Source organism: Streptomyces rectiviolaceus (assembly GCF_039533825.1).
Taxonomy (GTDB): Bacteria; Actinomycetota; Actinomycetes; order Streptomycetales; family Streptomycetaceae; genus Streptomyces; species Streptomyces rectiviolaceus.
Map to the genome: position 1 here is coordinate 53053 of NZ_BAAAUG010000021.1, position 25628 is coordinate 78680.

Here is a 25628-nt window from a genome sequence, read left to right on the forward strand (position 1 = left end):
TCAGGGTCTGTATCGACGATGTGAACGCGAATGCGAGCAAGTGCGTGAGGTACAACCGGCCTTGACCCATCCGACCGGCCGGAAAGTGGCGTTGCCACACCAACCCTGGGGCGGAACAACACGCGACGCTCCGAAAGCTCATCTCGCCTCCCCACGAGGCAGCGACGCCGCGGTCAACGTCCTATGGCCCCTCATCCGTGACCGGCTCCGCTACAACGTCGTACCACCCAGCCAACCAGCTAGCCATTCTCGCAACGACAGGAGTGGCGGCTGCGGGCCCAGACAATTGCTGGCCAGCCTCTGATCCATAGTGGATGCTGCACGCGTGATCGAGCGAGAGACCGCAGTTCGTATCGTGGAGGAAGAGCTGCACCGCGAGAACCAGAAGCGGGCGGCTCTGGGCGTGGACCCGTTGCGCACAACAGTGCTGCATGTAGAGGAACATGAGCTGGTCTGGAAGGTCTACTGGCAGTCCGAGGAATACGCCCGCACTCGGAACCCCGCCGCCATGTTGATCGGTCACGGCCCCTACCTGGTCGACCGCATCGACGGCGGGCTGCACCAAATTGGAGCCGTCTCCGAGATAGAGGGAGCCTGGGAGGCTGACTACCGCGTTCGCATCCGTGGGCTGGCCATCCGCACCTCTGTGGACGATCTGCACGATGAGATACGCGAAGCTGCCGCCGTGCGTGGGCGCATGCCGGCGGTACGCATCCTGCGCCAGAGACTGCCGATGCTGCCTCCATCGCAGGCCCTCGAGTACGTGAGTGCGTTGCTGCATGCCGATGCCCCAGCCCACCTTGTGGCTGTCGCCGTTGAACAACTCATCGAACCCATGAATCCAGTGCTCGCCGTGCAGACCATCCGTCGGGGAAGGCTCGGCTAGTGCATCTGACTCACGACGGTTGACTTCTCCATCGGGAAGCCATTGAGCGCTTCAGTCGGCCAGTCCGAGCACGATTATCCAAGGTTTCCTGAATTCAGGATTAGCTGTACTGTCGTGGTGTGCTGACCATTGCCCCTGACATCGAGGTGCTGGCCCGCTTCGGCCGCGCGCTCGCCGACCCCATCCGCTGCCAGCTCCTGCTAGCGCTGCGTGAAGCCCCGGCCTACCCCTCCGACCTCGCCGACACGCTCGACATCTCCCGCACCCGGCTGTCGAACCACCTGGCCTGCCTGCGGGACTGCGGCTTGGTCGTGACCGTGCCCGACGGCCGCCGCACTCGCTACGAGCTCGCCGACGAACGTCTTGGCCACGCGCTGGACGACTTGCGCACCGCCGTGATCGCCGTCGAGACCGACCGCACGTGCGTCGATGCCGAAGGGGAGGGGTGCTGCTGATGACCGCGATATCCCTCGGTCCGTCCCCGGTCCGGCGCGAGGTGCTCGCTCAGCGCATACGCCTGCTGGTCGCCGCGACCATCACCTATAACGTCATCGAGGCTGTCGTCGCGATCACCGCCGGGACGATCGCCTCCTCCACCGCGCTGGTCGGCTTCGGCCTGGACTCCGTCATCGAGGTCTCCTCCGCCGCCGCGGTCGCCTGGCAGTTCTCCGCCCGCGAGCACGCGGTCCGCGAGGCCCGGGAGAAGACCACTCTGCGGATCATCGCCATCTCCTTCTTCGTGCTCGCCGCGTACGTGGCCGTCGATGCCATCCGCGCGCTGGTCGGCACTGGCGAGGCCGACCGATCCGTTCCTGGCATCGTCATCGCCGCCCTCTCCCTGGCGATCATGCCGTTCCTGTCCGCCGCCCAACGCAAGGCCGGACGCGAACTCGGCTCCGCCTCCGCGGTTGCCGACTCCAAGCAGACCCTCCTGTGCACCTATCTGTCCGCAGTGCTCCTGGTCGGCCTGGTCCTCAATGCCACACTCGGCTGGACCTGGGCCGATCCGGTCGCCGCCCTCGTCATTGCCGCCATCGCGGTCAAGGAAGGCCGCGACGCCTGGCAGGGCAAGGGCTGCTGCACCGCCCCGGTTCCAGAGGTTCTCGCTCAGCCTGCGCAGCAGGAAAGCGAATCCTGCGGCTGCCGACCAGGATGTGACTGCTGCGCCTGACCAGACCGGCCGTTACCGTGGTGCCCAGGCGCGTGGCCAACTACCGTGCTCAGACCAGCCAGCCGGGCCAACGCGGCGCTCAGCCACAGCGCTTCCCGACTGAGCGCGATAGGCGGCCGCTGAGCGTGCTGCTTGGCCCCTGTGCGCGATAGGTGGCCGACAGCTCAAAGCCGATGGACGGCACCGGGATGCTGCGATCATGGCCGTCACCCAGCAGCTCGCCCGTGTCCCAGCTGCGTACCTCGATGCCTGCCGACAGGCGGCCGATGCCTCTGAAGATGGGGATCACGGGTGGAATCCACCAGCGGAGGACGTTCTCGATCTCGACTGGGCGCCGTTCCTCCTGCGGCGCGTCGCCGAGTTGGCAACCTGAACTTCCTCAATGCCCCTCCGCACGCCATCGCTTCTTTTGGGACGGCTCCCACCGCACTGACCGCACCTGCGGTCGTCCACATCGCCGGCGTACTCGATCAGATCGACTTCCCCGCAGCCCTCGCCAGCTTGCCGGTTGACGAGACGGAAGCCGCGCTCCATCGCTGCGCCGCACTAGGCAGGCAAAGGGGTGGCGGTCGTGGGCGTGTCCCACCAAGCGGTTCAGGCGGATCTTGGTGGCTGAGACCCGAGGCGGCTATCCCACGGCAGCGTGAGAGAACGCGGCTGTCGGCAGCTCTGCCTCCGTCTCCTCCCAGGGGAGGTAGATGCCGAGCTCGCCCTCCAGGAACCGCAGGAACGCCACATCACCCACCTCGTCGCCGCGGTGAACGAAGCCGAGCGCCACCTCGGCTGAGGGGCCGTTCGTAAGGTGTGGCATACCCGGCTCGAACGACGTCACTGCCTTGCCGTGGAGGCCATAGTCGACGCGGCTGAATCCCTTCGCGTTGCGATGCACGACAAATGCCCGTCCCCGCTCGGACAGCTCCGCGACGTAGCTCCCGGTGCGGCAGCCGAACTCCTCCAGCGCATACGCCCAGCCGGCCACCGAGCCCGCTCGGACGATGGTGTCCGGAGGGGTGGGCAAAAAGCCCCCGCTCGCCAGACGGGCCACCGCCGCTGGGTCTTCCCAGTCCAGGAAGTCCAGGTCGCTGATGTGGTCCTCCTCATCCCTGAGCAGCAGTTCGTACGCCGCGGAGCCGGTCAGCGGGACGATGTGGCGCTCCTCGGCTCCAACGCTGCGCAACAGTTCGTACGGCGAGAGCCCCTCGCTGAGCGTGAGCGTGAAGCAGTCGTTACGGGTGTCCGCTATCCATCGCAGACCGTTCTCGCCAGGTCCCCGGTCCATCAAGCCGCCCCCTGTTCAGCGGTCCGCCAGGATGACGACCTCGCGAGCAGAACTTAGCGCGCAATCACAGTCGTGTGTCTTCGCGTAGCGCTTCAGTAGGTCCGCGGGGAGTGATGTCGGTGGTGGCACATGCGGCGGTCTGCACATCACTGATCAGCCATGGGTGGGCGTGGTGGGCGTACGTCAGCGGGTCGAAGCGGGAGTAATTGTCGAGACTTGTGGGTGGGGGGAGCCGCCTCTCGTTGCTCCGCGTCCCCCTATGGCGAAGCTTCGTCACTCCGCTCACGGGGCGCTCAGGAGAAGTCCGCGGCGGTGATGCCGTCGGGGTGTCCGGGCGGCCACTCCACCAACTCGATCCGGTAGCCATCCGGATCGGTGAGCCAGGACGTCTTCGGGCCGCGAGGGCCGCCCGGGTACTGGACAGGTCCTGGCTCCAGGCCGGCGGCGGTCAGCCGCTCCAGGGTGGCCGCCAGTGTGTCCACCTGGATCGCGAGGTGGTCGAAACCGCTGCCCACGTCGACGCGTCCGCCCACGGGACGGTGGACCAGTTCGAGCGAGGCCGCCGGTTCGCCGGGGAACTTGAGGATCACGAGGCGGCTCCCGTCGCCTCCGTCGACCTTGCCCAGCTCGACGTAGCCCAAGGCGGTATAGAAATCGAGCGAGCGGTTCAGGTCGGTGACGCGGTAGGCGACGAAGAGAGTTTTCATGCGGTCTCCTCGGGTCGGCGTACCCGGTAGCGGAGGTGCGTGACGTCTCGGTCCTCGAGCCGTCGCACGAGGTCGAGTTCGATGTGATCACCACCGAGGTGGTCGAACAGCCGCCGGCCTTCCCCGAGGAGGACCGGGACTAGGTGGATCTCCATCTCGTCGATGTGCCCGGCCCGCAGAAGCGCTTGGGCCGCGCCCGCCCCATGGACCATGACCGGCCGGTCCCCGGCGGCCGCGCGAGCCTGACGGGCGCAGTCCTCGACGTCGGTGACGAATCGCGCGTGGCCGGGCGGCACGTCCCCGTCGTCCACATGGTGGGTGAGGACGAAGATCGGCACACCGTCGTGATGGTCGCCCTGCCAACGCCCGGCGAGTTCGAACGTCCGACGGCCGGAGATCACCGCGCCGGTCGCCAACGCCTCGCGATAGACCTGTCCGCTGGGACCGTCGGATTCCCGGTCGTCGAGCCAGTTGAAAAGACGTCCACCGGCACGTCCGAGCTCCTGGCCCGGTCGATCGTCCGGACCGGCGATGTAGCCGTCGAGCGACATCGACATGTACAGCCGAATCGGATTGCTCATTCTGCCCTCCATCTCTCCTCCATGACGTGGGGATGCTCCGCGTCCCGCCCTGTAGGGGCGGGAAGGTCACAGTGGAAGACTTCAGGCAGCAGGCGAACTCATCGGCCTGACGAGGCGCAAGTCAGGAGCAGTCGATCTGTTGAGGTGGTTCAGGCTGCACGCCATGGCCAGCTGGGCGTAGGCGGTAGCTCGATTCTCATCAGCGCCAAGGAGGCTTACGCCGGGACCACGTCGCCGCCAACTTGATGGCCCACCCGCCGTGCCAGACGCGTGCCAGATCGTGCGGGGAACCACGGGGAAACGCCCGCCGCGGCCGCCGCGACCGCCGCGCTGTCCGGCTCGGCGGGTGTTGGAGCGGGCGCGGTGCGGCCCAGCAGGTCCAGTGACGCCTGGGGACCCTGGTCCGGCGGTCGCGTCATCCTCCTGAACTGCTGCGTGCGCGACATCCACCGGATCGGGCGCCTCCCATAGGCGCCAAACCGGGCATGTGAGGTGTCAAGTCCCTTACCACGCATACCAGTTGATGCTCTGCCGCTATCACCGAATGGCATCGGTACGAACGAGCCCCGCCTTCCCGATACTCGTTCCGACCAGAGGCCGCATCCGCGAGCCCCCGGCCCCGGGATCCAGGGCACCCCTGTGCCCAAAGGCTCCCGGCCGCCCCGGCCATCCAGGCCACCGGACATCCGGAAAGGGACACACCCCCATGAACAGATCCCGCACCAGCCTTTTAGCCATCCTCGGCGCTGCCGCTCTCGTCGGCTCGCTCGCCGCCGCCCCCTCGGCGTTCGCGGCGCCCGCGCCCGACACGCTCAAGCCCCTGTCCACGAACGCCACGTCGGCGTACGCGGGTTCCGCCGAGGACGCGGCCGCCAACCGGCAGTTCTTCGACGCCGTCATGAAGTCGGCGCTGAAGAAGCAGGCGGCGCAGCCGGGCATCCAGGTCGTCACCGTCCGGTACCGCACGACCCGGGCGCCGAGCTTCCGTAGCCAGATAGCGCAGAGCACGCAGATCTGGAACTCGTCCGTCAGCAACGTCAAGCTCCAGGAGTCCAGCACGGGCGCCGACTTCGAGTACCGCGAGGGCAACGACTCGCGCGGCTCGTACGCCTCCACCGACGGGCGCGGCCACGGCTACATCTTCCTGGACTACCGGCAGAACCAGCAGTACAACTCCACGCGGGTGACGTCCCACGAGACGGGTCACGTGCTGGGTCTGCCCGACCACTACTCGGGCCCGTGCAGCGAGCTGATGTCCGGCGGCGGCCCCGGCACGTCCTGCACCAACGCCTACCCGAACGCGCAGGAGCGCCAGCGGGTCAACAGCCTCTGGGCCAGGGGGATCGCCACCCTCCAGGACAAGGGCGAGCTGACGAAGGTCCGCTGATCCTGATCCCGCACGCCACCGCCGGACGCACTGTTGCGTACCGCGAACAGCCTCCGTGCCGACCCGGCCGCGTGCGGCGCGCTCTCCTCCCACATGGGTGCTCACACTCAGGGGAAGACGTCGCGCCGCCGCGGCCGGCGCAGGTTCGTGGACATCTCCGTGCGCCGGCCGGCGCGGTGTGCGGCGCTGACACCGCTCGTGGCGCCAGCTCCTCGGCTCGGCCGGGCTGTTCGTCACCGCCGTCGCCGTGCTCTTCGCCTGTGACATCCCCGATGAGAACGCAGCAGCTCGCCGCGAGGCCAACGTCTTCTATGGGGCGCACGGCACCCACATGATCAGCACGGTGAGGTCACGTCCACCTCTCCGGTATCGATGGCGTGGTCGATCCAGCCGCAGGCCGCCCGGAGCTTGCTATCCGCTCGTGGACGTTCTCCGGTCGGAGAGGTTACGGCTGACCGGTCCTGCGGTGTGCCGGCACCGTGGTCAGCCGCGGCATGCCCCGCCCACCGCTGCCCGGCGTGTGTCCGGGGCAGCGAGAGCGACGAACGCTGTTTCGACGGCCTCCGGATACGCCCGGGGCTTTCCGTGGCCGACCAGTGCCCGGCAGATGCCGGATAGGTCGGGGCCCCACCCCTCGCGACGGGTTGATCAGTCCTTCGCCACGCTCGCCGCGGTCACATTCTCGATCACGCGGCCGAGTTTGGTCTTGGCCCGGTTCAGGTCTTGGATGCGTGTGGCGATGCGGTCGCGTTCGATGATGAGCTGGTCGAGCATGGCGGGGGTCGCGACGCCGGTGCTCACGCACGGCAGGAGTTCGACGACGGTACGGCTGGAGAGGCCGGCCGCGAAGAGGTCCTGGATGAGCTGGACCCGCTCCAGGGCTTCGTCGGGATAGTCACGCTGCCCACCGGACGTCCGCGCCGATTCCAGGAGCCGCTGTTCCTCGTAGTAGCGCAGGGCCCGCACGCTGACCCCTGACCGCCTGGCAAGCTGTCCGATGCGCATGACGCAGGTCGCTCCCTTCCCGCTCATACCTCACGTTGACGTCAGGTTTAGGCTAGCAGTGCCGACTCCGGGGACAGCCCTGGGGGCCGATTGAACCGTTGCGGGCGCCGAGATTGATCATGACTCGGTGGCGGGCCTGAGGGACTTCACGCCGTTCACGTACGCACGGCAGTCCTCGCGTCGTGCCGGGATCGCCGAGCCCGCCCGAGGGCAAGTGGGCGTCGACCGTGACGGGCGGCGTGATCCCTCGTAGTGGCGCAGGCCCCCACGCTCACCCCCGCCCGCTCGGCAACCTCACCCATCCGCACCTGCCCTCCTCTGGCCGGGCGGCAGTTGCGACTTGCACCTCACGTCAACGTCAGGTTCTAGAGTGACGAGCGTCGGATGAACACGTCATTCCGGCCCGTCAAAGTAAGGCAGACCCTTATGCGCGCAGCCCGCTTCCACGAATACGGCGGAGCGGAGAGCCTGGTGATCGAGCAGGCCCCCGACCCCCACCCCGAACCTGGTGAGATCCGTGTCCGCGTCGCGGCGGCCAGCGTCAATCCCATCGACTGGAAACTGCGCACCGGCGCCCTGCACCAGCTGCTTCCCCTGGAGCTGCCCGCCATTCCCGGGCGCGACGCCGCCGGTGTGGTCGACGAGATCGGTGACGGAGTGCAGGGGGTGAGCATCGGCGACCGCGTCTTCGGGCTGGGCGGTGTCACCGGCGCAACCGCGGAGCTGGTCGTCCTCTCTGCCTGGGCCCACGCCCCCGACACGTGGAACGACGAGCAGGCCGCGGGCGCCGGTCTCGCGTCCGTGACCGCGATGGGCGGCCTGAACGCGCTCGGCTCCCTCGCGGGGCGCACCCTTCTCGTCGAGGGCGCTGCTGGTGGCGTGGGCAGCGCGGCGGTCGAGATCGCGGTGGCGCAAGGTGCCACTGTGATCGGGACAGCTAGCGAACGCAACCACGAGTTCCTCACCTCTCTCGGCGCCGTTCCCACCACCTACGGCCCCGGCCTCGCGCAGCGTCTGTCCGCTCTCGCTCCGCACGGCGTCGACATCGCGCTCGACACCGCGGCCTCCGGATCGCTGGACGACCTCGTCGCGATCACAGGTGACCCGACGCGCGTCGCGACGGTCGCCGACCATGCGGGCGGGCAGCGCCTGGGCACGCATGTGGTCAACGCGGAGAACGATTCCACCCTCCTGTCCGCGGCCGCGGAACTGGGCCGGCAAGGCCGCTACACACCCCGTATCGAACAGGCCTACCCCCTGGAGCGGATCGCCGACGCCCACGCGCACGCCGAGCGTGGGCGCACCCGAGGAAAGATCGTGATCTGCATCTGAACAGGCCGATCTGTTTCTGAACGGGCCCGGGCCCACGAGGCAGGTAACTCGCAACGTGCGGTGCCCGAGTGAGGGCGGCCTGCGTGGCGAGCGCGCCCTCGATCGGTACCGGCGAGCGGGCGGTCCGGAGCGGGCCGATCTCCATGGCGCCTCGCCAAGCAGGCCGCCCCCACTCGGGCACCGCACGTGGCACATGAGTCGTCGTCCACCGGGCACTTACGGGTCTGCCGCGTGGACGCCTGAGTGGTCCCCTTGAACTGACCCCCAGACGGGAACACCACTGGCCACTCACCTGGGCATCTCAATGGCCGCTGACAATTGGTTGAGCTGGTGCGCGGCCTCTTGGAAGAGTGGTGGGATACCAAGGGGCACAACCGGCGTTCGGCGAAGATGGGGCGCCGCTGCTCCTGAACTGTCTCCACGGGCTGTAAGGGAGACTCTCGGCACGACCGAGCTCACCACACTCGCGGGGGGACCGACTGCGTCGCCATCTCTGCGTGTCCCGTAATGGCGCATCCTGGGCGGCCCTCACCTCCACCCCGCCCATCCGCTCCACCGTGCTGGGCAGCACGGTGGCCCGGGGGTCGCAAGACAGGCGGGCGGGGAGCAACCCGAAACGCAAGAATGCGGGCCCTCGGGAAGAGAAGAGAAGAGAAGAGAAGCAGGCCCTGAGCAGGGGCCGTTGTTCCCTCCCCACTCAGGGCTCCCGGAGCGTACGGGCCGTCTCAGCGCCTGCTGGTACTCAAGGGCGCCCGTACCGCTTGCACAGGAGGTACGTAATATTTTCGGCATCGTAACTGCCGTTATCGAGGCAGACGCGGACGACGGCTGCACCACCGGGGACATCCGCTTCGACAGGGACAGTGAACTTCGAGCTCATGCCACACACATTGGCGCTGTAGTTTCTGTCCAGCTCGACGTTGGCGCTGTTGAGGGTGAACACTGAAGTGCCCCGGCAGTCGAACCCGGACACGGACTTGTGTTCGCCTGTCACGGTGACCGAGCGGGCGTACCAAGTGATGGTGCCCCTCGTATAGGTGTTCCCGAGGGTGACGTCGAATGTGCTGGTCGGGTAGGCGGACGCCTGGGCCGTGGCGGCGGGCGCGCTCAGCAGCGTTCCTGCGGTGAGTGCGGCGCCGCAGAGCGCAGCGGCGAGACGAGTCTTCATGCGATCTCCAGGATGGGTTGAGCCGGTTGCGGCTTCACATCCTGGGCGGGGCGGCGACCTGCGGCCTACCTCTTAAGTCACAGCTTAAAGGGGGCGGGACGGCAGGCCCGGCGACGCGTCACCACCGGAGATGTCGCCACTTCTGAGGTGGCGTGGGGCGGGGCGGCCGTTCAGCGGCGGGCGAGGGCCGAGACGTGGATACGGCGGCTGCGGTGGGGGAGTCGCGGCAGGTGCCGATTTATGGCTGGTCGGTCTGTATCGGCGCGGTGTACGGGCTCTCCCCAGGCGGGACGCCTACCAGGACGGCAAAGTGCGGGATGTCTTCGTGTGGGACCAGACCGACGGCGCCACCTCCGACCCGATCGAGGCCCCGTTCCGGGAGGCGACACTCGTCCAGCTCAGCGACGACGGCAGCAAGGTCGTCTACCTCTCGGGCTCCGACACGTACGTCCACGACATGCGCTCAAACACCGCCCAACTGGTGCCGAACGTAAGGGGAGTGGCCAGCGATCCCACCGGCCGCTATCTGCTGTACGCCCCGCACGACACGAACGGGGGCGAAGCAGGGCAAGCCCAACAGTCTGTCGGCGACGCCTCCTGGGCCAACCCGATGGAGGCGCACTTCGGCCCGCTGCGGCACTTCACCCTGGCCAAGTCCCACCACCGCAGCCATCCCGCACAGGCCCCCTGCGCTGGGCGGCGAGCATGTCGGGGGCGAACGGGCCTGCATCCGCGGCGAGAAGGGCCTCCGCAGGGGAGGACGTCTCCTCGCACCCGCAGCCTGATCAAACGACTCCAGCGGAGAACGCCAGATCCTCGTGCTAACGGGCGATGCGGTACAGCACGTTCGGACGCAGTGGCCCTTCGGGCTCGGTGGGGTCGTCGAAGTCGTCGACCGGGTCCCGGGTCATGCCGATCCGGCGCATCACCGCCTGCGAACGAAGGTTGGTAGCTGTTGTGACAGCGAGGATCTCAGGAAGCTCAAGAGTGTCGAAGCCGTGAGCCAGGACTGTCAGCGCAGCCTCGGTGGCGTAGCCCTGGCCCCACGCCGAGCGGGCGAGCCGCCAGCCGATCTCCACTCCTGTGAACGGCATGTAGTCGTCCACTTCGTCCAAGCCTGCGAAGCCGATGAACTCGCCCGTGGCCTGCACTTCAACCGCCCACCACCCGTAGCCTCGCCGGTCGAACTCGGCCTGGAACTGCGCCACGGAGGCATCGCTCTGTTCGCGGGTAAGCAGGTCGCCCAAGTGCTCTCGAACCTCGGGATCGGCATTCATCGCCGCCCACGGTTCGAGGTCGGAGTCACGCCATCGGCGCAGGACGAGGCGATCGGTACGCAGTTCAGCCATGCTGTCCAGCCAACGTGAGCTCAGGCCCTGAGGCAATCTCTTTTTTCTTCTGGTGGCACCGCCCCCCCCGAAGCAGGGATCGCTCCCAGGGTGAACGAGCGACCACCGACCCGGCGAACCGCGAACCTATGCGGTCACAGCACTAGCAGCGTGATGCGCCACCGCGCCTCGATGACGTGCGCGCCGCCGCTCTGACGGCCGGTCCGGCCCGGCTCAGTGGCGGAGGCGACCGCGAGGTCGACACCGAGCTGGCCTGGACCTGGTCCAGCAGACGTTCGTTCCAACGTCCCGTCGGCCGACCACAGTCGATGCCGTTCATGAACGGCCTTCCAGGGGCCGAACCGCTCAGGAAGATCCCTCCACTGCACTCCAGTCCGCATCCGGTGCAGGAATCCCATCGATTGAGCCCTCGCCGTATTTCAGGGGGATACCCGCGCTGCTCTGCCAGCGGCAGAACAGCGGCCGGACCGGGCTCGACGATCACTACAGTCCAGTCTCATGACGACGAAAACGACGATTACGACGCGTACGGTCGAGTACCCGGCCGACGGTCTGACGATGATCGGACACCTCGCGCTTCCGGCCGGTGTCGACCGCCGGCCCGCAGTGCTGCTCGGACCAGAGGGCACGGGGCTCAGCGACGTCGAGCGCCGCCGGGCCGATGCTCTCGCCGAGCTGGGATATATAGCGCTGGCCTTCGACCTTCACGGCGGGCGCTATTTGAGCGACCCCGAGGAGATGCTGGCCCGTTGCATGCCACTGCTCGCTGATCCCGACCGGATGCGAGGCATCGGCCATGCAGCGCTCGACGTGTTGCGCGCCGAACCGCGGACCGACCCCGACCGGATCGCCGCCGTTGGCTACGGCACCGGGGGAGCCGTCGGGCTGGAACTCGGGCGCGACGGCGTCAACCTGCGCGCGATCGGCACAGTCAACGCACTGACCACGGGCCGACCGGGCGAGACAGCACGCATTCACTGCCCGGTGTGGGCCGGGGTCGGGTCGGAAGACCCGATCATGCCACCCGCGCAACGGAACGCGTTCACCACTGAGATGCAGGACGCGGGCGTCGACTGGCGCCTCACGGTCTACGGCGGCGCCTTGCACGCCTTCCACCACCCGCCGGTCGACCACCCCACTGTCCCCGGCGTCGGCCACCACCCACAGCACGCGCAGCGAGCCTGGCGCGACGTCATCGACCTGCTCGCCGAGTGCCTGCCCGTGACGGAGGATCTGGGGGCATGACCCAGGCAAACATGCTGGCACCAGGCTTGGTCGGCGTCGTGCAATGACCCGGCCAAGCGCGAGACGGCCCTGAACGACGCGATGGACGGCATCGTCGCGTCGCGATGCCGCTCCCGTCGGACCTGTGACGCCTCAAGCAGCGTGGACGGGTTCGGGTTTCTTCGCGTTGTCTGATCAGACTGCCGCCGAGAGGTGTTGCCCCACGTCGTTAGTGGGGGTGGGCCTCGTGAAGGGGTGATCCGGCAAGGCGGGCGCCGAGGACGTCGGCGAAGTTGGGACAGCTGTGGATGTCGGTGTGTGGACAGGCCAGTGCGTGGGCGATGGCGGTGCGCGCCGTTTGGGCTTGGGCGATGTGCTCGTCGAGCTCGGCAAGTTTGCGCTGGTGGAGTTCTCGCCAGGCGCTGGGATCATCGGAACGAGAGGCGACAAGCGCCTTGGCCTCGCGCAGCGTGAAACCGACGTCTCGTAGGAGCAGGATCAGTCCGACCAGTCCCACTGCCGAAGCCGGGTACCGCCGTTGGCCTGAAACCCGGGCCGGGGTGGGAACCAGGCCCAGTTCCTCCCAGTAGCGCAACGCCGAGGTAGCGACCCCAGTGATCCTGGCCAGCTCACCGATCGTCAACTGCTTTGTAGGCTGCTTGTCCACCATGTTGACTTCAAGGGTACTTGAAGCGGTTGGCTGGCGCCCATGACATCGACCTCGCTCAAGCAGTGCGTGACCACCAAAATCGTGCGCCAGTTTGGCCGTCCGCACGGTGTGCCCGGACGGCTGGTCGGATGGGTCATGGCACACCGCGCCTCCAACCTGCAGCGGAGTCTGTGGGTGGTGTCCCTGCTCGACGTCCAGCCCACCGATCAGGTGCTCGAAGTCGGCTTCGGCCCTGGTCTGGCCATCGCCGAGTTGGCCCGCCGCGCCAACCAAGGACACGTCTACGGCATCGACCACTCTGACGCCATGGTTCGCCAAACCCGCAAGCGCAACGCGGCTGCCATCCGCACCCAGCGGGTCACACTGCTGCGCACCTCGGTGGATCGGTTGCCGCGCTTCGACAAGCCGCTTGACACCATCGTCGCCGTGAACTCGCTTGGGTTCTGGCCCAACCCGACGCAACAGCTCGGCGAGCTGCGCGGTCTGCTCCGTCCGGGCGGACACATCGCGCTCGCCAGCCAACCCCGCTGCGCCGGAGCCACCGCTGACACCACCGCCCGAGCCGGCCGGGAACTTCACGATCGGCTCACCCAGGCAGGCTTCACTCAAGCCCGCTTGGAAACTCTCCCTTTGGCCCCACCGGTTGTCTGTGTTCTCGCCACCAACCCGTCAGAGGGGCAAGACGAGATGCCAACGTCGGCCAGTCCTCCGCCACCGGCCTGAGTCGTTAATACGTCGGCAGTAAGTGGCGAGGCTTTCGAGGATCTCATCGGCGGTCTTGGTCCACACGAAGGGCTTCGGGTCCGCATTCCATTCCTTGATCCAGGCGCGGACGTCCTTCTCTAGGGCTATGACACTGCGGTGTGTGGAGCGGCGGAGTTTACGGTTGGTGAGCTCGGCGAACCATCGCTCGACGAGGTTAAGCCAGGACGCGCTGGTCGGGGTGAAGTGCGGGTGGAAGCGTGGGTGGCGCAGGAGCCACTTGTGCACGGCCGGAGTCTTGTGGGTGGCGTAGTTGTCGCAGACCAGGTGCAGGTCCAACTCCTGCGGGCGGCCTTGTCGATGGTTTTGAGGAACCTCAGGAACTCCTGGTGGCGGTGGCGTCGGTGGTGCTCGGCTATCACCGCACCGCTGGACAGTTCCAGCGCGGCAAACAGGCTGGTGGTGCCATGTCGCACGTAGCCGTGGCTCATCCGCGCCGGGGTGGTGGCCGGCACGGGCAGGATCGGCGCGGTGCGGTCGATGGCCTGCATCTGACTCTTCTCGTCCACACATAGCACCAGTGCCCGCTCGGGCGGTTCGAGGTAGAGCCCGACGATGTCGCGGACTTTGTCGATGAACTGCGGGTCGGTCGACAGCTTCCAGGTCTCCATCTGGTGCGGCTTGAGCCCGAAAGCCCGCCAGATCCGCGAAACCGTGGTCTGCGACATCCCGGTCGCCTTCGCCATCGACCGCGTCGACCAGTGGGTATCACCCTTCGGCGGCGCCGACTCCAGCGTCTTGACTACCACCTGCTCGACCTGGTCGCCGCCGACCGTACGAGGCCGGCCCGGACGCGGCTCGTCCACCAGTCCCTCCAGCCGGTGTTCCGCAAAGCGGCGGCGCCACTTGGAGACCATGTCCCGCGAGACACCCAATTCTGTCGCCACCGCGGTGATGGTCCCGCCCTGGGCGCAGGCCAGGACGATCCGTGAGCGCACGGCCAAGGCCTGTGCCGTCTTGCGGTGGCGTACCCATCCGCGCAGCACCCGCCGCTCCTCGGCGGTCAGTTCCAAGGAAGCAAGCTTCGTACTCGGCACCCACCGAGCCTACAAGCTGCCGCCGAATTAACGACTCGGGACACTAGGAGCGCATTGGTGTAGCCCACGACTGACCTCCAGACAGCGGCCACCCGAGCGTTGGCCAGAACTTGAGGGTCGGTCTACGGCAATGCGACGACCTGGGAACCACAACCGGCAGTAGTGGATGCGTAAGTGGCGCTGCTCCACCAGGAGTTGAAGATCATCCTGAGTAACTTGCGCAGTGGGGCGGGCGCAGACCAACGCCTTGCCCCCTGAAAGGGAAACTTGTGATCTGGAAGATCTTCATCGTCGTTGGCGCGGTAGTGCTCTTCGTTGCCGTCTGTGTGGGCGCAGCCAAGTGGAGGAAGAAATCGATTAACAAGACCTTGGGGTTGTCCCTCTCTGCGGCAGCACTCGCAGTCGTGGCCTTCTTTGGAATTGAAGGAATAGGAGAACCAGGGTCACCATCGACAGGCGACGCGTCATCGCGTGTCTCTATTACATATCCCAGGGATGCAGGCCGTGTGCAGCTGTGCCTACGTACCTTGGAAGGGGTGGGGCGGGCACCGTCTGGAAGCTCTCTGTGGCTACTGGTCCGGGGATCGGGAAACACGAACTACTACCTGGCTCGGCGTATCCCGGACGATCCGGACAGTCAAGGATGGACCGTGGGCAATGTCCAGGTGGGCAATGCCGAGACAGAGCCAGGGCAACGCTACGAATTGGTCGTCTGGAAATTCGATGCGCGTTTGACTGACGTAGCAACCCACTTCTCTTCGGGCGCAGTGGAGTTCAGTAGCCGCCCGCCTGGTGCACAGCATGTCGCTAAGAGGATCGTGATCCGCGCCGCGGCGACAGAGCGAGATAGGTGCTGAGCGTCAAGGGCCTCGAATCCACTGGCGCAGCGAGGCCGCCATTAGCTGGAGCATCATGTCGCGCGCTCTGAATTCATCGGCTGTTCGAGGTACTTGGCCTGCCTGCCCGGCAGGTGCTTCCAGGTCAGTTCCTCGTGCTGGCGGACCGCGTACACGGTGTCAAAGCTGATCGCGCCGTTCAGCCCGTCAACATCTACGCGGCCGGAGGCAGGGTCGCTCGCCCGCTCGCCCGCTCGCCCGCTCGCCCGCCCGCTCGCTCGCCCGCTCAGCTCGGCGCTGTAGTTCTTCCGCTCGGGTGAGACCGAGGTGGCGCTCTCGCTGATCTCGTGCGTCTTGCGCGCGCCAATCCTGCGCGAGCGGGTGGGTGTAGAGGTCGAGACGGACATCCGCCGCTGCGCCGAGTGCAGCGGACGTACACTCCTGTCTGACCATGGGGGCGGCAGCAGCTGATGCGGAGGAACCAGTGAGGCACCTACGTCTGCTGGGATCACTCGCGGCCCTGGTCATCACAGCGGGGTGCAGCAGCGAGGCCCCCTCGTCACCTCCCAAAGCTCGCGCCTCCCGCGCGCCGGTCAGCCTCGACTTGAACCGGGTCGGCTCCTGGCTGAAGAACAAGCCGAACACCCTCGACGTGAGCTTCACCAACCAACAACGCGCTCGCCCAGACGTGACAGTCGAACTGCGCATCGGTCTGGGCAAGCACAGGGACCAGGTGCCCTCGGCCGCGTACGGCGACGACCGACAAGAGAACGACAACTGGAAGAAGCTGACGCTCTCCACGCCTCGAGCAGGCCGGATCGGCGGCAAGAAGAACCTGGTGACGAGCGGCTCGTATCGCCTCCCGCTGCAGTCCGGGCCGAGCCGGACGCGGTTCAGGATCACCCCACCGTTCGGCCCCCAGGCCGAGGGCGACCGTCTGCCCGTCGAGGTGGCGTTCAAGGATCATGGCCGCCTCCTCGGACGCGAGTACCTGGGTATCGAGTTGCAGGCGCTCTCCGCCACAGTGCTTCCCCAACGCGGCGCCACGCTGCGCAAGGACGGTGGCTGGACGCCGTTTGAAGCCGCGGTCACCAACCAGTCGCAGAGCCTCTACCCACAGGTCCGGGCCCAGCCCGAGTTCAGCGCGTGCGAGGAGAGCGACGACCCTTTCGAGGAGTGTGCCTCCGGCGGCGAGGGCATGACGTCGCAGGTGCGTGCTCAGTGGTACGACGGCAAGGCCTGGACGGATGTGCCCAGACAGGAGGCCGATCAGGGTGACTCGCTGGTCGTCCCGGTTGGCGCCGTGCCTGCGGACAGCACGAAGAAGGTCAAACTCCGGTTTGCCGCCTCGCGCGAGAGCTTCGAGGACACCGATCGTCTCCAGTTGACCTTCGGTGTATCCGGTCTCGCCGACGAAGCCAGGAAACGCTCCGTCTACTACGACGACGCCACCCTCCTCACCCTCCGCTGACGGACAGCCGCGGCCAGCACCCCGCAGCGGGCCCGGCCGCGCAGCGCCGCGGCTGGTCCAACTGCGGTGCGGTACCGGGTCGCCGTCGTCCTTCTGCGGGGTCGGGGCCAGGGGGCAGGAGTTCGGCGTGCTCGCGGGCTTGGGCGAAGGCGCGTACGACCTCTTCCTCTGGCCGCGCCCGGATCGAGCGCCACACGGCTGGTGCCGGTGTGCCTCTCGACGGACGGCCTCGCTGTCGATTCCCTACGGATCCCTACGGAGCGATCACTCGCAATTCCCAATTGGCAGCCGAGTCGTCGTGGGGCATCGGGCGGCCAATCGATGGAAGCCAGAAGCGGCAGAAGGCTGAAAGCCACACCCGACACCCCTGGGTGGATGAACCCATACGAGGGGCTCGCCCAGTCCCGCAGGACAACGTAGGGAAGGTTGAGTAGAGGCGCGAGCGCCACGAGTCACTGGTCCTTCATCAGGAGGTGCAGCAGCGTCACCGCACCGATGCCGACCAAGAGCGCCGCGCCGAACGATGGGTACTCAAAGGCCGCGTATACCGAGCCGCAGCCGACGAGCATGAGCAGTACCGTCCGCTGATCTGTCTGGTTGTTCATCGGCGAGGCTCCTTCGTTGTGTGCCGCCGTCGACTTCAGCGGCCTTCATCTGCCCGGGTGCTGCGCATCCGATGGAAACAACGACTGGAATCCGGACAGAATTCACCACCCGCGCCGATCCCGGGCCGATCTTGTTGTACCCTGCGGCGCGCCACTCCTGGTCAGCCTTGTGCCCCATCGGCCCCGGCCGCTCAACGTGCGATGCGGGACGCGGATGCTCCGGCGGGATTACTGCAGGCCAGAGAGACCTCGCGCGCACGCGCGGGTGGATCTCGGACGCAGAGCGATGCGAGGCCGAGCAGATCCGCGGCGAGCAGCATCGCCGGTACCGGACCTGGACGTGATGACGGAGGTGCTATGACGATCAAGAAGACGCCGGCACGTACTGCGGCGATCGCAGTTTTCGCAGCGGGCGGACCCGCGGTGGGGGCAACAATGGCGGCGGCGGAGAACGGCGGCGGCTCACCCGGAGGTTCAGGCCTGACGCCGATGTGGCGGCTTGTCGCTTGGCCGCCGGAATGGTGAACACAAGTCCCGCCAGCTGGACATACCGCTGCTCTGGGAGGTTCCGAGCGTGACCGCGCCCAAATCCAAAGCCCTGCCGCATGTATTGACAGACGAGCAGGTTGCACAGTTCCGCCATGACGGATATCTGCTCATCGAGAACGTCCTCACCCCGGGGGAGACTGATCACTACCGCAGTGTGATTCTCGACCTCGTACCCCGCGACCTGGCCTTCCCGCAGGAATGGCGGGTTGCGGACGGCCGTATCAAACCCCATCGGCTCCACGAGGACCAGACGTTCGACGTTCCCGGGCTCATCCCGCTGATGGGTAACGAGACCCTCTACCAGGTGATGGCGCAGCTACACGACACATACCGTCTGCGCGCCTTCGACGGCTCCATCGGCATCACACTGCGCAACGACGCCCATCCCGACCAGGTGCGCAGCCAGCGCCTGCACCTGGATGCGTCGGTGCCGCCCGACACGGACTTCCTGTTCACCGCGCAGGAGCTGCAGCTGGGGGGCTGCTACTACCTCACCGACGTCGAGCCGGGGGGCGGGGGTATCCATGTCGTGCCGCGAGGGCACCGGTTGGTCGAGGAGGAAGTCCGTGCCGCAGGGAGTGCAGGCGTAAACGGGCGCGAACTGTACGGCAACTGGCAACACATTGCGCACCTGAAGAGCATCGAGGTGAGCGGGGCGGCCGGGTCGTTCGTGCTGCTGCACCACCTGATGCCGCACGCCGCCTCCCACAACCGGCGGCCGACAGCCCGGATCGCCCACTTCATGCGCTACGTACCGGTGCCGCACGCCCACGGAGCCCACGTACCTTTGCCACACGACCGCTACGACGACACCCAGCTGGCCGCCATGACGCCGCTCACCCGCAAACTCCTCGGCCTCGACCCCTGGGGCTAAGAAGCCCTAACAGAAGCTGTGATCGTGTGACTGTCGGCTTGGTCGCTCGTTGATGGTGCCGTGGGAAAAGGCAATCGCGTCCGTGGATCGTCTCGGACGAACTGTGGTTGCTCATCGAGCCGTTGCTGCCCCCGCCGGTCCGAATACCTGCCCCAGGAGCCTGGCTCCGGCTCGGGGATGACGTGCTGGCGGCGTCTTGCTGCGTGGAACGAGGCCGCCCGAGGCGCCGCCCCGATGCGCTGCTCGCCGACCGCGCCTACGACCACGACAAGTGTTTCGCCTCGCCTGCGGCGCACGCCCGTGGTGCGATGAAACAGGGGGTCGGGAAGGAGAGAGCCATGATCCCCACGGCAGGGGAGCGCAAGAGTGGCACGGGCCCTGTGTCGGTCCGCCCGCTGGGTGAGGCGGACCTGGATCGGGCCGACGAGATCTTCAGGGTCGCCTTCGGGACGTTCCTCGGGGCTCCCGAGCCGAAGACGTTCTTCGGGACCGCCGACTACGTCCGCACTCGCTGGGCGGCCGATCCGCGTGCGGCCTTCGCAGCGACGGTCGAGGGCGAAGTCGCCGGATCGAACTTCGCCGTCAACTGGGGCAGCGTCGGGTACTTCGGCCCGCTGACCGTACGTCCGGACCTGTGGGACCAGGGCATCGGCAGGCGCCTCATGGAGCCGGTCATGGACTGCTTCGACACCTGGGAGAACCGACACCTGGGTCTGTTCACCTTCTCGCAGAGTCCGAAGCACCTTGAGCTCTACCGCCGGTACGGTTTCTGGCCCCGATTCCTCACAGCCATCATGAAGAAGCAGGTCACAGGCAGTGCCGCGGTCCCCGGCCGAGTGCTGTACGGCCAGCTTCGCGCCGCCGAGCAGCCCGACGCCCTGAGCCTCTGTCGCGCACTGACCGGGGCCGTGTACGAGGGCCTGAGCCTGGAACGCGAGATCGTGGCCACGTACGCGCAGGGACTCGGTGACACCATCCTGCTCCAGGGCGCCAGCTCCGAGCTCGATGGCCTGGCCGTCTGCCACTGCGGAGCCGGGTCGGAGGCCGGCGCGGACGTGTGCTTCGTCAAATTCGGCGCCGTACGCCCTGGCCCGGAGGCCGCCAACCGGTTCGAACGACTACTCACCGCGTGCGAGCAGCTGGCCGCCGAGCGCGGCCTGGGGCAACTGGACGCCGGAATGAACCTGGGCCGCCCGGATGCCTACCGGCGCATGATCGACCGCGGTTTCCGCACCTGGTTGCAGGGCGTGACCATGCACAGGCCCAACGAACCCGGCTACAGCCACCCCGACGCCTACGTGATCGACGACTGGCGCTGAGACCCCGCCACACTCGGCCCGCGAGGAAGGCCCGGTGCTGCCCGAACCCGTGAACATTCCGCGTGGCGCCGACGGCCGGGTACGGCACCTGCACCTCCCGGACCGCTGTCGGAGTGCTGTCCCTTCCACTCCTGTCCGGGCGCGACGAGACGTGCGCCGGGGAGCGAGCTATGCACCGGCGTTGCCATCGCGCAGGGAATGGATCATGCTCTGCAGGATCCGGAACGCGCCTGACTGCTCGGTCTCGGTCATGCCGGCCAGCATTCTGACCTCGACGGACCGGACCGCTACGGTCGCCTTCTCGAGGCTCCGTCGGCCGCGAGGTGTGAGCCGCGTGGGAAGAACCTTCCCGACGGGTGCCTCCGCGGGCCTGGTCACGTAGCCCTCTCGTTCAAGGTTCTGGAGCAGCACGTTCATCGACTGCCGTGTCACGAACGCGCCCCGCGCGAGCTCGGAGTTCGACAAGCCCGGTCGTTGAGCCAGCAGTTCGAGGCAGGAGTAGTGCGTCACGCTCATCCCGAGCGGCCGCAGCACCTCCTCCATGGCTGAGCGGAGGACGCTCGACGCCTCCTTCAGCAGGTAGCCCAGTGACCTCTCCAGGTCGACACCCTCTTGATTCATGTCAGCATTCTGACATAGATTGACCTGTGTCAGAAAGCTGACACGAAGAGAAGGAGCATCATCATGCCCGCCACCGGCCCCGACTTCATCTCGCTCCAAGCACGCGATCTCGACGCTTCGCAGGCGTTCTACGAGCAGTACCTAGGCCTCGTCCGCTCGCAGGCCGGACCTCCGCACGCCGTCGTCTTCGAGACGAAGCCGATCGCGTTCGCACTCCGCGACGTCGTTCCCGGCACCGATCTCGCATCCGTTGCTCAGCCCGGCATCGGTGCCGCGATCTGGCTCCACGCCACAGACGTCCAGGCCATTCACGATGCTCTCGTCGCCGACGGTCACACCATCGTCTCCGCACCGATCGACGGCCCCTTCGGCCGGACATTCACCTTCGCCGACCCCGACGGCTACCAGGTCACTCTCCACGACCGCCCCTGATCGGCCGAACGCCCGTCCAGCGGCACGGGCAGGCCGAGTCAGGCCTCCTGATGTTGCGTCAGCCCGTCACTCCGGGCACGACCAGGCCGGTTTCGTACGCGATCACCACCGCGTGGGTCCGGTTCTGCGCGCCGAGTTTGGTCAGCACGTTCCCGACGTGCGTCTTCACCGTCTCCAGGCTCACCCTGCACGACTGCGCGATGTCCGGGTTGGACCGGCCGGTGGCCATCAGGCGCAGCACCTCCTCCTCCCGGCCCGTCAGCGCCGCCTGCGGCAGCGCCTCGGCGGATCCCAGTGGGCGGGCGGTGACCATCTGGCGCAGGGCCGCCGGGAAGAGGATCGCCTCGCCCGCCGCGACCACCCGCACCGCCTCCGCGATCTTGGGGACGGGGAGCCGCTTGAGCACGAAGCCGCTGGCCCCGGCGTTGAGTGCGGCGGTGACGTAGTCGTCGTTCTCGAAGGTGGTGATCACCACGACTTTCGGCGGGTCGCCCGGCCCGGCGAGGCGATCCGCGACAAGGCCCGGTATCCGCTGTACGGCGACTTCGCGGCCGCCATCACACCCTGCGCCTTCTGGCAGCAGGGCAGCGAACCGCAGACCAGGATCGACAACACAGCCGGTGCGCTGATCACGCAGAACGAGTGGGACTCCCAGACGCCCCTCTTCTCCGGCCGGGCCATGCACCGGGCCCTGCGCGGCTCCCGGATGCTCACCGTCGCCGGTGGTGAGGGTCACGGCGTCCTCTACGCGCCCGACGGCAATCCTTGCGCGGACAAGACCGCAACGTTCTACCTGACCACGGGCAGGTTCCCTGCCAAGGACCTGACCTGCCAGGCCACGACCGGGCAGAAGTAGCAACCCGCACGTTCCCCGTCCCAACACCTCCGAGCTGCCCGGGAACGCAGTGGCGTCTCTGACCCTGAGCGGCCCCCGGCGCGGCTGCGTCCACGGACGTGGTGTACGGATTCGTTGACGAGGCCGCCGGTGATGGTCGCTCGCTCGGCTCAGTGGTCAAGGGCGGGTGACGGGCCGGGTTCGGGGGGTCCATGCTCGCGACCGGCACCGTCCAACCGGACAGGCACATCCGACCTCATACCGCTGATGACGTACCGAGATAGGGCCGGTCGGCGCCTGTTGAAGCGCCACTTCCGCGGAGAGAGTGGCAGGCATGGACATCTCGCCGTTCCTGCAGCGCAAGCTCGCCCGCCGCTTCGCCACCTTCGACACCAACCGTGACGGCTACATCGACCGCACAGACTTTGAGTCCGCCTGCGACCGCCTCGCCGACGCCTTCCACCTCGCGCCCGACACCCCCGCGCTCAAGCACATGCGGGAGTTGAGCGATGGCCTGTGGCAGCACCTGTCCCGAGCTGCGGATGCCGATGCCGATGGACGCATCAGCCTTGCCGAGTACCAGGCTGCGTTCGCCGCCGGGTTGCTGGTCACACCCGCTTCCTTCGACGCCGGGTACATGCCGTTCCTCGATGCGCTGATGGACATCGCGGACGAGGACGGCGACGGGAAACTCACCCGGGATGAGCAGGTTCGCTGGTCCGGCGCCCTGATGGGGCTGTCTGAACCGGACGCCCGCGAGGTCTTCGGCCGCCTCGACCAGGACGCCGACGGGCTGATCAGCCGTGACGACATGCTTCAGGCGATCCGCGAGTTCTACTTCGACGAGGAGCCGACGTCCACCGGCGTGTGGCTGCTCGGACCACTGGATCCCGCATAGCGAACCCACACGATCGAAGGCAATGTCGATGTCGGCAGTAATACGCGAGGTGGTCGAGGATCTACAGGGCGGTCTTGTGCCATATGTACGGCCGGGGGTGGGCCAGCAACCACTTGCGGACCGGCTCGGCCTTGTGGGTGCCGTAGTCGTCCACGATCAGGTGCACATCTAGGCCGACCGGGACGCCCGGCACGCACGCTTGCCGCACGTCGCCGGACGACATGCGGTTCACGGGAAGGTGATGGCGCTGTCGGCGGGCGTGAGCATGATCCAGCGCAGGGTCGGAGCGTCGCAGGGTACGCAGGCGGCGACACGGACCTCCGTCGGACGCGGTGAGACCGTCGGCAGGTACATCGGTCGTGCCGAGCCGAGCGGGAAGCGGCCCGCGGGCGCGTGGGACTGCCAGAGCCGTTCCACCTCCGGTGCCCGGCGGATGGCGTGCACGACCTCGTCGAGGCGAGTGTTCTCTCCGCAGTGCTGCCAGGAGAGCCGCAGCTGTCCCAGCAGCGGTTCGGCCCAACTGTTCTGCCATGCGCGCAGTTGGTAGCGGGCCTCCTCGGAGAACGCCCAGAGCATGACGTTGGCCTGCGGGCGCACGAGCCAGGGGCAGTGGCGAGCGGCGATGTCGTTCGCGTGGATGACATCCCAGGCCTCATCGCACAGAAAGCTGATGCAGCGCTGCCGACGCACCAGCTCGAGCAGTTCGGGTGCGGGGTCCACGTGCCCCGCCTGCGGCTCGGTGTGGCCGGTGCCCCGGTAGAGCGCGGCTGCCTGGGCGGGACCGAGTCCCAGGATGCGCACGACACCAGCGATGAACTCCCGGCTGTAGGGCCGGTCCTCGCCGCTCTCCAGCGCGCGGTACCAGCGCTCGGAGACGCCGAGGAGCAGGGCCATGTCGAGCTGGGTGAGGCGAGCGCGTCGGCCACGCCCCGGCACCAGGGTCGGAACCGCCTCCAACGGCCGGGCCGCGCGCCAGGCGCGAAGCATCCGTCCGAGGTCCTGACGGCGGGCATCCATAAGGCAAAGCTCCAGTAAATTCAGCGGTGCGCCCGGCCGCGGCCAGGGCGAGTGGGCTGGTCAGAGCGGTCGAATTCACACAGGTGGGGACAGTACGTCGGCGTACCAGAACCGGAACCTCACAGTACCGGAACCACAAGGTTCCGGTGGTGGCCCGTCGTCGGCGGTCATGGTGTGGGCCGCAGCGGCGCCGGGCCGGGCGGCCACCACGTCGCCCGGGTGTTCCGCATGCGCCCTGCCCGCACGCCCTTGGAGGTTCTTCCGATGACCTACTTCCTGCCCGAGACGGACCCGGTGCTGACCGCAGCCCGAGGCCTCGCCCTGACCCACCCGGACGCGATTGCGGTGCACGACGCCCCGCTCTACCTCACCGCGCGCTCGCCCCACCCCGGCCGGCGTGTGGCTCTCGTGTCGGGCGGCGGGTCCGGTCACGAGCCGCTCCACACCGGCCTGCTCGGCCGTGGCGGCCTTGACGCGGTGTGTCCGGGACAGGTCTTCGCCTCCCCGCACAACCGGCAGATCTACGAGGCGAGCCTGGCGACCGCCAAGCGGGACGGTGTCCTGCTCATCGTGAAGAACTACACCGGCGACGTCATCAACTTCCAGATCGCGGTGGAACGCCTGCGCCACGACGGCATCCCCGTGGCGACGGTCCTGGTCGACGACGACCTCGCCACCGACATCGCGGACAGTGCGACCGGCCGCCGCGGCACCGCGGCCACCGTGGTGGTGGAGAAGCTGCTCGGCGCCGCCGCGGACCGCGGCGCGACACTGGAGGAACTCGCCGCTCTCGGCTCCCGGATCGTGTCCCGGTCACGCAGCCTCGCGGTCGCCGCCCGCGCGCAGACGTCGCCGACCACCGGGGAACCCGCCTTCGACCTGCCCGCCGGAATCCTCGACTACGGCGTCGGCATCCACGGCGAACGCGGCATCCGCACCATGGTCCGCCCGCCGGTCGGCACACTCGTACGACAGATGACGGACGAACTCCTCGCCGCGCTTCCTCCCGGCCCCGACGAGCTGCTCGCCCTCGTCAACGGCCTGGGTGCCACCACCAGCCTGGAACTGCACTCCATCAGCACTCTGCTGGTGGACGCACTCGGCGAGCGCGGCGTCCGGACCGCCCTCGTCGTCCCCGGCACCTACACCTCCGCCCTGGACATGGCCGGCTTCTCGCTCACCCTGACGCGGCTCGAGGAAGGCTGGACGGACCTGTGGGCCGCACCCACCGACACCCCGCTCAGTTTCCCGAAGCACGTCATCGCCGTGGACTCCGGCGCGCCCTCTCCGGCGCCGGTGGCCGCCCCGCCCCTCGCCGATGACCGACAGGGCAGCCGTGCGGTGCTCGACCGCTACGCGCTGATCGTCACCCAGGTCCGCGACAACCTCACCAAGCTGGACCAGCTCGTCGGTGACGGCGACTTCGGCGACAACCTCGCCGGCGGCGTGCGACGCGCCGGTCGCCGCGCGGACGAGACCGGCGTCGAGGGGACCGCCGCACTGGCCGACGTCTTCCTCAACGAAGTGGGCGGCACCAGCGGCCCGCTGTTCGGGCTGCTCTTCCAGCACTTGGCCGCGGTCTCGCCGGCCGACGGCCAGCCGCCGTCCCTGAC

28 protein-coding genes and 4 pseudogenes are annotated in these 25628 nt (G+C 67.7%); 17 read left to right on the top strand and 15 right to left on the bottom strand.

From position 1 onward, the window contains the following. The first annotated feature begins 325 nt into the window (after positions 1-325). The 4 genes from ABD378_RS05570 to ABD378_RS05585 all read left to right on the top strand — a co-directional run bounded on the left by ABD378_RS05570 (position 326) and on the right by ABD378_RS05585 (position 2430). The gene (locus ABD378_RS05570) at positions 326-886 is read left to right on the top strand and encodes a YrhB domain-containing protein (protein WP_344519282.1); all 561 of its coding nucleotides are present in this window, start codon (positions 326-328) and stop codon (positions 884-886) included. A 119-nt stretch (positions 887-1005) separates the two neighbouring features. Further along, positions 1006-1341: an ArsR/SmtB family transcription factor gene (locus ABD378_RS05575; protein WP_344519283.1), complete on the top strand. Its 336-nt coding sequence runs from the start codon at positions 1006-1008 to the stop codon at positions 1339-1341. After that, positions 1341-2057, top strand: a complete 717-nt coding sequence (locus ABD378_RS05580) for a cation efflux transmembrane domain-containing protein (protein ID WP_344519284.1) — start codon at positions 1341-1343, stop codon at positions 2055-2057. The genes ABD378_RS05575 and ABD378_RS05580 overlap by 1 nt, the downstream gene beginning before the upstream one ends. Positions 2058-2256: 199 nt before the next feature. Further along, positions 2257-2430 (top strand): hypothetical protein, encoded by a 174-nt coding sequence (locus tag ABD378_RS05585; RefSeq protein WP_344519285.1) that lies wholly within the window; start codon positions 2257-2259, stop codon positions 2428-2430. Positions 2431-2685: 255 nt separating this feature from the next. Here ABD378_RS05585 and ABD378_RS05590 read toward each other — a convergent pair whose 3' ends face one another. From ABD378_RS05590 to ABD378_RS05600, 3 genes are all read right to left on the bottom strand, one after another. Next, positions 2686-3336 carry a DUF6461 domain-containing protein gene (locus ABD378_RS05590; protein WP_344519286.1) on the bottom strand — a complete coding sequence of 217 codons (651 nt, stop codon included), beginning with the start codon at positions 3334-3336 and terminating at the stop codon, positions 2686-2688. Positions 3337-3629: 293 nt separating this feature from the next. Continuing rightward, entirely contained in the window at positions 3630-4043 is a 414-nt protein-coding gene (locus tag ABD378_RS05595; protein WP_344519287.1) for a VOC family protein, read from the bottom strand. After that, the gene (locus tag ABD378_RS05600) at positions 4040-4624 is read right to left on the bottom strand and encodes a dihydrofolate reductase family protein (RefSeq protein WP_344519288.1); all 585 of its coding nucleotides are present in this window, start codon (positions 4622-4624) and stop codon (positions 4040-4042) included. The genes ABD378_RS05595 and ABD378_RS05600 overlap by 4 nt, the downstream gene beginning before the upstream one ends. A 706-nt stretch (positions 4625-5330) precedes the next feature. Between ABD378_RS05600 and snpA the strand changes: the two genes are divergently transcribed. After that, the gene (snpA, locus tag ABD378_RS05605; protein WP_344519289.1) at positions 5331-6011 is read left to right on the top strand and encodes a snapalysin; all 681 of its coding nucleotides are present in this window, start codon (positions 5331-5333) and stop codon (positions 6009-6011) included. A 648-nt stretch (positions 6012-6659) separates the two neighbouring features. Here snpA and ABD378_RS05610 read toward each other — a convergent pair. After that, a complete protein-coding gene (locus ABD378_RS05610) occupies positions 6660-7016 on the bottom strand; it encodes a MerR family transcriptional regulator (protein ID WP_344519290.1) in 357 nt (118 codons plus the stop codon). A 426-nt stretch (positions 7017-7442) separates the two neighbouring features. Here ABD378_RS05610 and ABD378_RS05615 point away from each other — a divergent pair, with 426 nt between their 5' ends. Next, on the top strand, positions 7443-8348 hold the full coding sequence (locus tag ABD378_RS05615; protein WP_344519291.1) for an NADP-dependent oxidoreductase: 906 nt from the start codon (positions 7443-7445) through the stop codon (positions 8346-8348). Between the two features lie 742 nt (positions 8349-9090). Here ABD378_RS05615 and ABD378_RS05620 read toward each other — a convergent pair. Beyond that, entirely contained in the window at positions 9091-9516 is a 426-nt protein-coding gene (locus ABD378_RS05620) for a hypothetical protein (RefSeq protein ID WP_344519292.1), read from the bottom strand. Positions 9517-10108: 592 nt separating this feature from the next. Between ABD378_RS05620 and ABD378_RS05625 the strand changes: the two are divergent. Next, positions 10109-10301 (top strand): annotated as a pseudogene (locus ABD378_RS05625) (IS630 family transposase); the annotation flags it as partial. 36 nt (positions 10302-10337) lie between these two features. Here the strand turns inward: ABD378_RS05625 and ABD378_RS05630 are convergent. Beyond that, positions 10338-10865, bottom strand: a complete 528-nt coding sequence (locus ABD378_RS05630) for a GNAT family N-acetyltransferase (RefSeq protein ID WP_344519293.1) — start codon at positions 10863-10865, stop codon at positions 10338-10340. 275 nt (positions 10866-11140) lie between these two features. After that, positions 11141-11260: pseudogene (locus tag ABD378_RS05635) on the bottom strand (transposase); the annotation flags it as partial. Positions 11261-11363: 103 nt separating this feature from the next. Here ABD378_RS05635 and ABD378_RS05640 point away from each other — a divergent pair. Then, positions 11364-12110 (top strand): dienelactone hydrolase family protein, encoded by a 747-nt coding sequence (locus tag ABD378_RS05640; protein ID WP_344519294.1) that lies wholly within the window; start codon positions 11364-11366, stop codon positions 12108-12110. Between the two features lie 208 nt (positions 12111-12318). Here ABD378_RS05640 and ABD378_RS05645 read toward each other — a convergent pair whose 3' ends face one another. Then, complete coding sequence (locus tag ABD378_RS05645; protein WP_344519295.1) at positions 12319-12759, bottom strand: MerR family transcriptional regulator; 441 nt, start codon at positions 12757-12759, stop codon at positions 12319-12321. 39 nt (positions 12760-12798) lie between these two features. Between ABD378_RS05645 and ABD378_RS05650 the strand changes: the two genes are divergently transcribed. Further along, positions 12799-13482, top strand: a complete 684-nt coding sequence (locus tag ABD378_RS05650; protein ID WP_344519296.1) for a class I SAM-dependent methyltransferase — start codon at positions 12799-12801, stop codon at positions 13480-13482. Here the strand turns inward: ABD378_RS05650 and ABD378_RS05655 are convergent. Together ABD378_RS05655 and ABD378_RS05660 are read right to left on the bottom strand one after the other, a co-directional pair. Then, positions 13429-14558 (bottom strand): annotated as a pseudogene (locus ABD378_RS05655) (IS630 family transposase). The gene ABD378_RS05650 and the pseudogene ABD378_RS05655 sit on opposite strands and share 54 nt — an antisense overlap. 910 nt (positions 14559-15468) lie before the next feature. Continuing rightward, positions 15469-15801, bottom strand: a complete 333-nt coding sequence (locus ABD378_RS05660) for a hypothetical protein (RefSeq protein ID WP_344519297.1) — start codon at positions 15799-15801, stop codon at positions 15469-15471. 77 nt (positions 15802-15878) lie between these two features. On the opposite strand from ABD378_RS05660, the gene ABD378_RS05665 reads away from it, so the two are divergent. Further along, a complete protein-coding gene (locus ABD378_RS05665) occupies positions 15879-16865 on the top strand; it encodes a hypothetical protein (protein ID WP_344519298.1) in 987 nt (328 codons plus the stop codon). A 452-nt stretch (positions 16866-17317) separates the two neighbouring features. Here ABD378_RS05665 and ABD378_RS05670 read toward each other — a convergent pair whose 3' ends face one another. Next, positions 17318-17470 (bottom strand): hypothetical protein, encoded by a 153-nt coding sequence (locus ABD378_RS05670; RefSeq protein ID WP_344519299.1) that lies wholly within the window; start codon positions 17468-17470, stop codon positions 17318-17320. A 574-nt stretch (positions 17471-18044) separates the two neighbouring features. On the opposite strand from ABD378_RS05670, the gene ABD378_RS05675 reads away from it, so the two are divergent. The 3 genes and pseudogenes from ABD378_RS05675 to ABD378_RS05685 all read left to right on the top strand — a co-directional run bounded on the left by ABD378_RS05675 (position 18045) and on the right by ABD378_RS05685 (position 20212). After that, on the top strand, positions 18045-18893 hold the full coding sequence (locus ABD378_RS05675) for a phytanoyl-CoA dioxygenase family protein (RefSeq protein ID WP_344519300.1): 849 nt from the start codon (positions 18045-18047) through the stop codon (positions 18891-18893). An 86-nt stretch (positions 18894-18979) separates the two neighbouring features. Continuing rightward, a pseudogene (locus ABD378_RS05680) lies at positions 18980-19109 on the top strand (IS5/IS1182 family transposase); the annotation flags it as partial. A gap of 122 nt (positions 19110-19231) precedes the next feature. Further along, positions 19232-20212, top strand: a complete 981-nt coding sequence (locus tag ABD378_RS05685; RefSeq protein WP_344519301.1) for a GNAT family N-acetyltransferase — start codon at positions 19232-19234, stop codon at positions 20210-20212. A gap of 168 nt (positions 20213-20380) precedes the next feature. On the opposite strand, the gene ABD378_RS05690 is transcribed toward ABD378_RS05685, so the two are convergent. Continuing rightward, the gene (locus ABD378_RS05690; RefSeq protein ID WP_344519302.1) at positions 20381-20833 is read right to left on the bottom strand and encodes a MarR family winged helix-turn-helix transcriptional regulator; all 453 of its coding nucleotides are present in this window, start codon (positions 20831-20833) and stop codon (positions 20381-20383) included. A gap of 63 nt (positions 20834-20896) precedes the next feature. Here ABD378_RS05690 and ABD378_RS05695 point away from each other — a divergent pair, with 63 nt between their 5' ends. Further along, complete coding sequence (locus tag ABD378_RS05695) at positions 20897-21265, top strand: VOC family protein (RefSeq protein WP_344519303.1); 369 nt, start codon at positions 20897-20899, stop codon at positions 21263-21265. A 58-nt stretch (positions 21266-21323) separates the two neighbouring features. Here ABD378_RS05695 and ABD378_RS05700 read toward each other — a convergent pair whose 3' ends face one another. Next, positions 21324-21920, bottom strand: coding sequence for a LuxR C-terminal-related transcriptional regulator (locus ABD378_RS05700; RefSeq protein WP_425583815.1), 597 nt, complete (start codon positions 21918-21920; stop codon positions 21324-21326). Between ABD378_RS05700 and ABD378_RS05705 the strand changes: the two genes are divergently transcribed. Next, entirely contained in the window at positions 21822-22121 is a 300-nt protein-coding gene (locus ABD378_RS05705) for an alpha/beta hydrolase (RefSeq protein WP_425583816.1), read from the top strand. The genes ABD378_RS05700 and ABD378_RS05705 overlap by 99 nt on opposite strands. Before the next feature lie 313 nt (positions 22122-22434). Next, positions 22435-22998, top strand: a complete 564-nt coding sequence (locus ABD378_RS05710) for an EF-hand domain-containing protein (protein WP_344519304.1) — start codon at positions 22435-22437, stop codon at positions 22996-22998. 61 nt (positions 22999-23059) lie between these two features. Here the strand turns inward: ABD378_RS05710 and ABD378_RS05715 are convergent, their stop codons facing one another. Together ABD378_RS05715 and ABD378_RS05720 are read right to left on the bottom strand one after the other, a co-directional pair. Then, the gene (locus tag ABD378_RS05715) at positions 23060-23221 is read right to left on the bottom strand and encodes a hypothetical protein (RefSeq protein WP_344519305.1); all 162 of its coding nucleotides are present in this window, start codon (positions 23219-23221) and stop codon (positions 23060-23062) included. 5 nt (positions 23222-23226) lie between these two features. Continuing rightward, positions 23227-24015: a helix-turn-helix domain-containing protein gene (locus ABD378_RS05720; RefSeq protein WP_344519306.1), complete on the bottom strand. Its 789-nt coding sequence runs from the start codon at positions 24013-24015 to the stop codon at positions 23227-23229. Positions 24016-24279: 264 nt separating this feature from the next. Here ABD378_RS05720 and ABD378_RS05725 point away from each other — a divergent pair. After that, positions 24280-25628: dihydroxyacetone kinase subunit DhaK (locus ABD378_RS05725; RefSeq protein ID WP_344519307.1), on the top strand; the 1349-nt coding region annotated here is incomplete at its 3' end.

Excerpts from the sequence above, each read along its gene's own strand:
- ABD378_RS05580 (WP_344519284.1), top strand. The coding sequence starts at position 1,341 with ATGACCGCGATATCCCTCGGTCCGTCCCCGGTCCGGCGCGAGGTGCTC.
- ABD378_RS05585 (WP_344519285.1), top strand. The coding sequence starts at position 2,257 with ATGGCCGTCACCCAGCAGCTCGCCCGTGTCCCAGCTGCGTACCTCGAT.
- ABD378_RS05590 (WP_344519286.1), bottom strand. The coding sequence starts at position 3,336 with ATGGACCGGGGACCTGGCGAGAACGGTCTGCGATGGATAGCGGACACC.
- ABD378_RS05595 (WP_344519287.1), bottom strand. The coding sequence starts at position 4,043 with ATGAAAACTCTCTTCGTCGCCTACCGCGTCACCGACCTGAACCGCTCG.
- ABD378_RS05600 (WP_344519288.1), bottom strand. The coding sequence starts at position 4,624 with ATGAGCAATCCGATTCGGCTGTACATGTCGATGTCGCTCGACGGCTAC.
- snpA (WP_344519289.1), top strand. The coding sequence starts at position 5,331 with ATGAACAGATCCCGCACCAGCCTTTTAGCCATCCTCGGCGCTGCCGCT.
- ABD378_RS05610 (WP_344519290.1), bottom strand. The coding sequence starts at position 7,016 with ATGCGCATCGGACAGCTTGCCAGGCGGTCAGGGGTCAGCGTGCGGGCC.
- ABD378_RS05615 (WP_344519291.1), top strand. The coding sequence starts at position 7,443 with ATGCGCGCAGCCCGCTTCCACGAATACGGCGGAGCGGAGAGCCTGGTG.
- ABD378_RS05620 (WP_344519292.1), bottom strand. The coding sequence starts at position 9,516 with ATGAAGACTCGTCTCGCCGCTGCGCTCTGCGGCGCCGCACTCACCGCA.
- ABD378_RS05630 (WP_344519293.1), bottom strand. The coding sequence starts at position 10,865 with ATGGCTGAACTGCGTACCGATCGCCTCGTCCTGCGCCGATGGCGTGAC.
- ABD378_RS05640 (WP_344519294.1), top strand. The coding sequence starts at position 11,364 with ATGACGACGAAAACGACGATTACGACGCGTACGGTCGAGTACCCGGCC.
- ABD378_RS05645 (WP_344519295.1), bottom strand. The coding sequence starts at position 12,759 with ATGGTGGACAAGCAGCCTACAAAGCAGTTGACGATCGGTGAGCTGGCC.
- ABD378_RS05650 (WP_344519296.1), top strand. The coding sequence starts at position 12,799 with ATGACATCGACCTCGCTCAAGCAGTGCGTGACCACCAAAATCGTGCGC.
- ABD378_RS05660 (WP_344519297.1), bottom strand. The coding sequence starts at position 15,801 with ATGTCCGTCTCGACCTCTACACCCACCCGCTCGCGCAGGATTGGCGCG.
- ABD378_RS05670 (WP_344519299.1), bottom strand. The coding sequence starts at position 17,470 with ATGAACAACCAGACAGATCAGCGGACGGTACTGCTCATGCTCGTCGGC.
- ABD378_RS05685 (WP_344519301.1), top strand. The coding sequence starts at position 19,232 with ATGATCCCCACGGCAGGGGAGCGCAAGAGTGGCACGGGCCCTGTGTCG.
- ABD378_RS05690 (WP_344519302.1), bottom strand. The coding sequence starts at position 20,833 with ATGAATCAAGAGGGTGTCGACCTGGAGAGGTCACTGGGCTACCTGCTG.
- ABD378_RS05695 (WP_344519303.1), top strand. The coding sequence starts at position 20,897 with ATGCCCGCCACCGGCCCCGACTTCATCTCGCTCCAAGCACGCGATCTC.
- ABD378_RS05710 (WP_344519304.1), top strand. The coding sequence starts at position 22,435 with ATGGACATCTCGCCGTTCCTGCAGCGCAAGCTCGCCCGCCGCTTCGCC.
- ABD378_RS05715 (WP_344519305.1), bottom strand. The coding sequence starts at position 23,221 with ATGTCGTCCGGCGACGTGCGGCAAGCGTGCGTGCCGGGCGTCCCGGTC.
- ABD378_RS05720 (WP_344519306.1), bottom strand. The coding sequence starts at position 24,015 with ATGGATGCCCGCCGTCAGGACCTCGGACGGATGCTTCGCGCCTGGCGC.